The following is an 8,497-nucleotide window of genomic DNA, read 5'->3' as shown; positions in this document are numbered from 1 at the left end:
AGACTTCATAAAGCATTAGGATTAGCAGAGATACCAGCCGATGAAGTCACATTGATACCAGCATTAATAAAATAATAATAACAATACAGGCACAGGCAAGTTTCATTGCATAGAATTTAGTCTTTCCAACAGACATGTGGAATTTAGTCCTGCACACTATTTCCAGATGTCCTTTTATCATGCAAAAAACTATGCTGTTTATGCCGTATAAAAGCATTATATACTAAAAAAATCAAGTTGTATATCTCCGAAAATAGAATTAAATCCCGCATAAAATCAAGGTATATTAGAATGTAGAATTTACTTTTTCATTCAAGCTAAACTTTTTTTCCTGTTCGTAGATTTCCGGGAACAGCTCCCTTGCCAGCAGCCTGCGGTTTGTCCCATTCACCTGCCAGTTCCAGGGCCGGATTCCCTGTCCCTTTACATCTTGAATATCATAAACATGGGTAACTCCTTCCCCGAAAATTTTGGAAGGAAATACTGCAATTCCTTTACTTCCTCTGGCAACCGGCAAATCCATTTCCAGCCAGGCATCATATCCTGCAAGAACGGAAGCATCTGGGCGCTGGGCATATACCATACAGGTATTTAAGAAGTCCAACTGATACAGACGCCCCATGCAGGAAAGGAAATTTTTCCAGGAATCCTCCGACTCTGAAATCCAGTGTATGGTTTCCTCATACAGTTCCCGTACTTTTGTGATATGCTTCATCTGCTGTTCCTTCTTTCTTTTACAGGTACCAGTTCTTTTGCAGAAATATCACGATAGGAAAAATCATCTGCCCCCAGCACGATTTTTTCTGCATAGTAATCTGCTTCTGCTTTTGCAGTTGCCTCCAGTTCATTCCTGCCCCGGTATCTTACTTTTTTCTCCAGGACTTCTCTTATGGTCACTTCATATTCTTTTTCGTCCATGCTTCTCCTTTCTTACTGCAAGCGGCTGGGTCTTCCATACAGCCCAATGTTCGACGGATTGAACGGGTCATTCACTACCCCACGTCTGCTGTTGGCTGCATGTACCATTCTGCCATTACCAACATAAATTGCCACATGGGAAATATTGCGGAACTGCCCATTCTGCTCATAAGAATAAAAAATCAGATCTCCCGGCTCCAGTTCGCCTTCTGTAACTTCCAGCCCATGTGTTACCATAAATTCTCCCTGAGTAGAGGCAATCGCCGGAAGGGAAATGCCTACCTCCTGATACAGCCGCTGTACCAGGGAACTGCAATCATAATATCCTTCCTCATACCGGTGTTCCTGGCTGTATTTGCAGCCTACCTTCGTCAGTGCCAGATTTGCAACGTCACTTCCTACACCAAAGGAAGGGATCTCATTTCTAAATTCCTCACTCATGACTTCCCTTAACAGTTCTTCTTCTTTTTCTGTCAGCTTTCCAAGTGCAATATAGTCCTCATAATTCAGGTTCTTAACATAGCAGCCCTTCTTTGTTACCGTAATCTCATTTTCGTCCCCATCTGCCAGAAACGCTTCAAAAGTCTGATGTCCCCAGGCAGACGCAGTTGCATGGTCCGCACAGAAAACATCAAATTGTACTCCATACCGGTCAAATGCCCCGGTATCTTCTACGGTATATTCAATCCCGTTCATAATGATCCTGGTTCCCATAGGGACAAAGGGATTTTGTGCATCTACTGCAAGGGTATGGTCCGGTTTTGGCATGACACCGGAGGCTGTCGGTCCTCCTGCCCACTGCCCACAACAGATACTGCACTGGCAATAGCCGCTGGTTACAACATTTCCCAGACTTTCCCCTGCCTTTATGGTGGTGGTTATGGTCGTGTTTTCAAAACTGTTCATTTCATCAAAGATTTCCTTCAGCTTGTCCTTATGCCGCTGATCCATATCCACACCTATATCCCCGGTTCCATACTTCACCATATAAACCATTAAAGTATCATAATAATTACTCACATAATTTCCGTTTTTCTCATGGAGATAGGTAACTGCCCCATCTTCCCCATTTTGTCCAAGTTTTGTATTAAAGTCCATGTAGTAACCGCTTAAAACTTCCCGGACGGTAGGGTTCTCCTCAGACGGATTGGGCATGAACGCACCAAGTGGCGAACAGTATAAAAGGAAAAAGATAATCACCACAGGGATTGCCACCACAAGCAGAATACTGAACAGCGGAGCTAAAAGCGCCCCGGCAAACTGGACCACCTTCAGCATAAATACAGAGGCTTTCATCTTTACAATATCTTTTGCCACCTGTGCCAAACTGTCCTGCTGTCCATTTCCGGTGAGCTTATTGATCATATACTGGATTTTCCTCTGCCGGACTGCCTGCTTTTTCTGTTTCTCCATCTGTTTCTTTTTCACTGCTTTTGTTTCTTTGTAAAACTGCTTATTGGTAATCTTCCCATCAGCCTGTTTTACCTTTAATTCCTGCTCTGCCTTTCTATAGTTCCGGTCCTTCCACAGCTTTTCTGTCGGTTTTGCTGCTGTCCCCATGACATAAAGGGAATCATTGACTTCTTCCCCACCCTCTAACTGGGTCAGTATAGCAGCCTCTCCCCGGCGTACACCCTTTATGGCAGTCTGCTTCGCCAGGGAAGATTTTTTTGTTTCCGCCAGCTTTGCAGCCTGTTCCCTCCGGTACTGTTCCTTTGCCCGGAAACCAGCAGAGGGCTGGCTGTTTGGTGCTGCCCCCTGTTTCATCTGATCCGGCTGTAAGGTTCCCGGTACAGATACGGTACTTTTGGTCTTTCCATTTTGTTTTCTATCTTCTGCAGTTCCCCGGATTGCTGCCTCTTTCCCGGCCTGCTTTTTCTTTTCCTTTTGTTTTTCAAACAGCGCTTCTCTGCCCTGCCCCGGCTGTTTCCCTTTTTCTGCCCCTTCTTTTTTCTTTCTCTGCCCTAAAAGATCAGCCACCGGCTTAGAAGTAAAAGCAGCTTTCTTTTCCTTTGCAGATAAAATAGGATTTTTCTTATGCACCGTCACCTGGGCTTCTTTTTTTAATTTCAGCTCCGGCTCTTTTTCTTTTTTTACCTTAATCTCCAAAGCAGTCCCCCTCTCCGGGGTTTAATTCTTCTGCCTGATACCAGAGTGCCTGAAACAGATACCCCTGTTCCTTTTCTCTGGGTGGTGGTCCGTACTCCTTTTCCAATTCCTGAAAGGCTTCCATAAGGTTTCCGGAAAATTCCTGGTAATCATCTTCTGTCAGGATATATTTTTCACTGAACAATACCTGCTCCAATTCCCCCACTTCTACCAAATGGTCAATGTCTTCCGGGGAAAGTGGCGGTCCCAGTCTGTCATAAGTCTTTTCTTTCAGGTAGGAAAACTGGTAAAGATCCGTCTGCTGCGGTAAAATCTTCTCTTTACTGCCATCAAAGAGCAAAAAAATAGCTTCCGCTTTTAAGAAAACGGAAACCTCAGCCTGCTCACCATATTTTAGTGCCTGCCCCTTAGAAGAAAACTCCAGCCAATCCGGAATACGGATTTCCAGCATCCAGGCTTCATACTGCAGCCCAAAAGATAATTGATATTTTGCGATAATTCCTCCTCCCTTCCACTACAAATAATCATAATAAATCTCATTGGTATCTTCATGAAAATGGCACACCGGACCGCCGCACCAGTTCCCTGCATACTGCACTGTCTTTTCCTCCACTATCCGTCACGACCAAAGGAAGCCCATAGTGCTGCAAGGACATCTGGCTGGCAGTGCGGATACGTTCTATCGCTGTTTTTTCTAAATCCAATTCTGTTTCAGGAGGGAAGATATCTTTTACATGGCCAAAACTCCGCCTCCTTTCCTAATGTTATCTGCCGCCTCTTTTTGGCGGCTCATATCCATTTGCGGCATACGCTTCTACGGTCATACCGTATGACTCTGCTTCCTGTCGTATTTCCTCCATAACCTGTTCCCTGTATGATTTGTCCGGACAGGCAGTTGCAAAATCCCGGATATCCGGCATACAAGGCAGCTCCTTCCCTGTATTTAGTGCAATCCTGCTTTCCCGGACATAAGCAAGTATGGCTTCCTGATATGCCTTTCGTGATGCGTCCCCCTGCGTCAGCAAAGGGACTTTCTTTTCTATTTCCTGTTCTTCCAGAACCGCTGTTTCCAGTTTTTCCAGGTTGCAGAAATACTGAAGGGAAGGAAGCATCTCCTCCAGTACCCATTTCATTTGCTGTTGTTCATGTTCCCATTCTTCTGTTGTCCTGGCGGTCTGTTTCATAAGCTGCTGCCCTTCTTCTGTATGGAGATAATAATCTGCAAATGCTTTTACATGATCCAGCAAATTTCCTTCCCCGTCACCAAAATCCTGGCGCCCGGTATAAGACATGACTTCCCCCTCTGAGAGAAAACAGATTTCAAAATGTGTTTTGTAATAACCTGCCATGTCTTTCTCTTCCACTGACTGCCGATCCAGCTTTCCGAACAATTCTACCGCTTGATTTAATGGCATGGCTTCTTCCAATGGAATGTCCGGGTGTTCACTGATCCGCACATACACAAAGGGTTTCAAATCCACAGGCGGAATAAGTTTTACCTGCTCCAGTGTTGTCTTTAGCTTGTCTGCCTGTTCTTTCAGCTCTGGTTTTTGCTCAAATATCTTGCTTCCCAGCCACCTGATGTATTCCTCTTTTCCGTCTTGACATAAGGCTTTCCATATAATAGCTTCCTTATGTTCTGCTTCTTTCGGATAAAAGGTATGGTAAAAATCAGGATCAAGATTTTTTTCCAGTTTTATCATTTCATCTGCAAAATCAGCAGCGTCCATGCTCTTTTTTGTTAAAATCCCTTTGGTATCCACGACTTTTGTTTCTGGAAGATAAGCACTCAGTTCCCTGGCAGCCCTTAAAAGCTCAGGGTATTCCTTGAAACCATAGACTTCCCCTAAAAAATCCACATCTAACTTGCCGCCGGAAACCAGTGGAAAGTCCAATGGAATACCATCTTCCTCCTCCACATGAAGCCCAATCCCTTTTCCTGCATTCAGCCTTTCAGAAGGAATACTCTGATAATACTTTACTGCTTCTTCTGCACTTTGAATATCCTCCCTGTATTCTCCATAACGGTTAAATTCCATACATTCTGCCACATAATACGTTGCCAAACGTCCGGTGGCATTCTCGCCCATCTCACCTTTTTCCACGTAGCAATACCTCCTTTTCACGCACAAAAAAAGCACTACCGTTTTTAGCGATAATGCTCTTTGTGTTACTTCTTATTTTCTTTTCTACTGTTCTTTATCTGTAAGAAAGATACTCTGAAATGCAATAGCTTCCTGTAATATCCCGTTCTATCACACCGGTCTGCTCTAAGCATTCCATATATTTCTTTATTTCATCTTCTGAAAAGCGGGCTGCCTTATCCTCTGACCACTGTTTAAATTCAGATACAATCTGGCTGGCATCAATCCTTGAAAAAGTCTGGACTAAATAAGTTACCGTTGCAAGTCCTTCCAATTCATGATCACTTTCTATCTCATTCACATAAGCAACCGCTTTTTCGATTGCAGGCATAAGACGGTTTAATAACTTTGTTGTTTTTTCACTACAGATTACCTGGTAAGCTAACTGATACGTTGATTCAGTATCTTTTAAGCCATAAAAACTCTGATACTCTCCGATATTTCTACTAACTATATCAATGGAGTGAGCATAGGGACCATATTTATACTTCTGAAACGAAAAATATGGTTCTTCCAGATACAAATTCATAAAATATGCGGCTTTTTGCAGACGAAGTTTTGTACAACGGTTCAGCCCCATTTTTATTTTCATCAGAACTAAACTGGCTGCTGTAAGTTTAGGCGCAACCGCTGCCTTCTGTACATAATTTCTCTGTGGCTCATAAATCAAAAATGTAAAATTATCAGCGATTGGTTCTAATTTCTTTTGTATCAGTTCTTTTACTGTCTGCCAATCCAAACCACCATTTCCACACCCCAGTGGTGGAATGGCTACTGATTTCACATGCAATCCCGGAAGTCGTTCTACCAAAACGTCTAACGCTGTTTCTATATAACTTATTTTAGAATTTTCACGCCATTTATCTTTCGTTGGAAAGTTTACAATCGTAATACCATTCTCTACAAATGTATGGATTGTTCCAACATGCAGTGTTTTATCTTTGCAGGCTTTTATATAGGATTTATTATTTTCTGGAAATTTCAGCTTGAACTGATACGCAACTCCCTTTCCCATGTAGCCCTCACAGTTGACTGTATTAACTAAACACTCTGCACCAGACTGAAACATATCTCCAGTTGTGTATTTAATCAACACAACCACCTCCTCTCGTTACTCAAACCATTGGGGCATCACCGTAATAAATGGCGGTGGAAAGATAACACCTTTCTGTTTGAGCATATCTGCTACTTTGTTTTCAGTTTCTTTCGATGAAACATAGATACACTGGAAAGCATCAACTGGAATGACCAATGGACTCAGGCATTCCGCCATCTTTATCTGTCTGGCGTCCTCGTCATTCTGCCCTACTCTGGTAAGGATATCCCAGTCAATCATTTCAAAGCCTTCGTCATAATTGTATAGCTGACACTCTTCCAATGCCAATGGGTGCTTAGGTAAAATGCGGAAATTATTGCGTCTTGCCAAACTTCTGGTAATACAAATATAAATCATTTCTTCGCCCACATGCGTTTTTTTCACAGCCACATCAAAAGCTGAATATGGGTGAAAATGAAATGGAATATATCCGTCCAGACCTAAAACTTCTCTCTTACGTATAATTTCCGGATCTGCAACATCTCCAAACGTTACTGTATTCTCCCTTAAAATCTTTCTTGGCACAAGTCCAAAGTCAATGATCGATTCCAGGTTTTTTAACTCTGTTAAATGATATAGAAGTTTCCCTTCTTTCGCATCTTTTAATCCCATTGTTCTCCTCCTAGTATAACACACTTTAAACTTTAATCACAGAGCTTTTGTATGTTCCGTCAATGTGTTTGTTTCCATAAACAAATTTTCCTTTGTACCCATTATATGGTTCCAGTATTGATACGTCAATCCCATTAACGTGCCTTCTCTTTCTCACTCTTTGCATAAGGAAGCGACTGCTCTGCTGCTACTTCTTCCATTTGAAAGTATTCTGGCAGTATCTTTTCTTCCCGGAAACTAAAATACCGGTTCTCAGCCACCACGATATGATCCAGTACCTCAATCCCCATAAGATTGCCTGCTTCTGCCAATCGCTTTGTCACTTCTATATCATGCCGGCTTGGTTCTGGATCACCGGAAGGGTGGTTATGTGCCAAAATGATATTACTGGCATTGGATAAAATTGCAGATTTGAATACTTCTCTTGGGTGAACCAGTACACTATTTAGCGTTCCCATACCTACCACGTTGACGTTAATGACCTGGCTTTTTGTCCGAAGGTTCAAAATACAGAACATTTCCCGGTCACAATCTTTTAAAAAATCCTGAAAGAGTTCTGCTACATCACAGGGATTTTTTAATTTTTTACTGCTGTATAGAGGTGGTTCTTCCACCAAGCGTATACTTACCACATCTATTTTATGTGTCCTCTCCATGTTCTTCCTTTCCAAAACAAATCTCCAGCATAATTCCCTCCGGCAGATTTTTTAAAAGTCTTTCCAACTGTTCTAAATTCATTTCTATTTGATATGTTTCGGCCATTCTGCCACCTTTCCCATGATATGCAAAAAGAGTGCCTGATAAAACACTGCACTCTTTTTGTACTATCCTTTTTCTACTTTACCGACTTATAATTTTGCTGTTGCCCAATTCTTTTTCTCGTCTGTCATACCTTTTCCTTTACAGATAAAAGAAAACGTTCCTTTCAATTTACATTACTCCTGCTTTGTCTGCAACGCCTTTTCGTGAAGGTTGGTATTGAAAAGCGCATACAGCGGATTATCTTCTTTTTCCATACGGTTATCAAATGGAATACAGGTATTTCCATACTTAATGATCCCCGTACCGGAAGGAGAGTTATCTACATATTTTAGCTGTGCTTCTGGAATTCCTGCTGCAGTGGATAATTCCTGACTGTCTACATTGGACTGCTTTAACAGGGCAATAAATTCACTGTTTCCCAGCATGGTCATTGCTGTATAATTCTGCAGCATATCAACTAAATTTTGGGTGATTCCAGTGCATAATCCGCCTTGTTTCCTCACTTTTTTCCAGAGGCTGAACAAAAATTTCGCACTATATTCCCGGTCAAGAACGGATCTCGATAGGTCAGACGCTTTCACGCCTTTCGCCCCGAGCCACACCGTGCAAGCAACTTTCATTGCACACGGCGTTCCATGGGATAAGTCTTTATTGCTAATACAGTTACTTCAAAGTCTGGTTAATTGTTATAAGGTTAATTGCTTCCAATCCTGCTTTAGCTCTCCATTTGTTGAGCTTTGCAATCTTGGCAGGTGCCCTACAATCGAATAAATCGATGAGGGACTTGATGATTTTCACGTCATTAGAATAGATAAGGCTCTTTATATCTTTGTGTACGATTCTGAGGTTTGCATAT

At 42.2% G+C, this 8,497-nt stretch carries 11 protein-coding genes; all 11 read right to left on the bottom strand.

Annotated elements, in window-relative coordinates:
- Positions 1 to 286 precede the first annotated feature (286 nt).
- Positions 287 to 715 (bottom strand): hypothetical protein, encoded by a 429-nt coding sequence (locus BLP57_RS17185; protein ID WP_092073506.1) that lies wholly within the window; start codon positions 713 to 715, stop codon positions 287 to 289.
- Positions 712 to 918 (bottom strand): DpnD/PcfM family protein, encoded by a 207-nt coding sequence (locus BLP57_RS17180; protein ID WP_021651176.1) that lies wholly within the window; start codon positions 916 to 918, stop codon positions 712 to 714. The genes BLP57_RS17185 and BLP57_RS17180 overlap by 4 nt, the downstream gene beginning before the upstream one ends.
- A 12-nt stretch (positions 919 to 930) precedes the next feature.
- Positions 931 to 3,027: a C40 family peptidase gene (locus BLP57_RS17175; protein ID WP_092073503.1), complete on the bottom strand. Its 2,097-nt coding sequence runs from the start codon at positions 3,025 to 3,027 to the stop codon at positions 931 to 933.
- A complete protein-coding gene (locus BLP57_RS17170) occupies positions 3,017 to 3,478 on the bottom strand; it encodes a hypothetical protein (protein WP_021652268.1) in 462 nt (153 codons plus the stop codon). The genes BLP57_RS17175 and BLP57_RS17170 overlap by 11 nt, the downstream gene beginning before the upstream one ends.
- 97 nt (positions 3,479 to 3,575) lie before the next feature.
- On the bottom strand, positions 3,576 to 3,731 hold the full coding sequence (locus tag BLP57_RS18145) for a hypothetical protein (RefSeq protein ID WP_242872670.1): 156 nt from the start codon (positions 3,729 to 3,731) through the stop codon (positions 3,576 to 3,578).
- A gap of 60 nt (positions 3,732 to 3,791) precedes the next feature.
- Positions 3,792 to 5,132, bottom strand: a complete 1,341-nt coding sequence (locus BLP57_RS17165) for an LPD25 domain-containing protein (RefSeq protein WP_092073500.1) — start codon at positions 5,130 to 5,132, stop codon at positions 3,792 to 3,794.
- 94 nt (positions 5,133 to 5,226) lie between these two features.
- Positions 5,227 to 6,264: a type II toxin-antitoxin system antitoxin DNA ADP-ribosyl glycohydrolase DarG gene (darG, locus tag BLP57_RS17160; protein ID WP_044960428.1), complete on the bottom strand. Its 1,038-nt coding sequence runs from the start codon at positions 6,262 to 6,264 to the stop codon at positions 5,227 to 5,229.
- A gap of 18 nt (positions 6,265 to 6,282) precedes the next feature.
- Complete coding sequence (locus tag BLP57_RS17155) at positions 6,283 to 6,879, bottom strand: DarT ssDNA thymidine ADP-ribosyltransferase family protein (RefSeq protein ID WP_092073497.1); 597 nt, start codon at positions 6,877 to 6,879, stop codon at positions 6,283 to 6,285.
- A gap of 134 nt (positions 6,880 to 7,013) precedes the next feature.
- Positions 7,014 to 7,550: a JAB domain-containing protein gene (locus BLP57_RS17150; RefSeq protein ID WP_242872669.1), complete on the bottom strand. Its 537-nt coding sequence runs from the start codon at positions 7,548 to 7,550 to the stop codon at positions 7,014 to 7,016.
- Positions 7,551 to 7,814: 264 nt separating this feature from the next.
- Positions 7,815 to 8,093 carry a hypothetical protein gene (locus BLP57_RS17145; RefSeq protein ID WP_330389508.1) on the bottom strand — a complete coding sequence of 93 codons (279 nt, stop codon included), beginning with the start codon at positions 8,091 to 8,093 and terminating at the stop codon, positions 7,815 to 7,817.
- A gap of 211 nt (positions 8,094 to 8,304) precedes the next feature.
- A partial coding sequence (locus BLP57_RS18140; protein ID WP_139148869.1) for a hypothetical protein occupies positions 8,305 to 8,497 on the bottom strand: 193 nt, incomplete at its 5' end.

The organism is Blautia sp. SF-50 (assembly GCF_900101315.1).
GTDB classification, from domain to species: Bacteria; Bacillota; Clostridia; order Lachnospirales; family Lachnospiraceae; genus Blautia_A; species Blautia_A fusiformis.
This window is presented reverse-complemented; position numbering and strand designations above follow the sequence as displayed.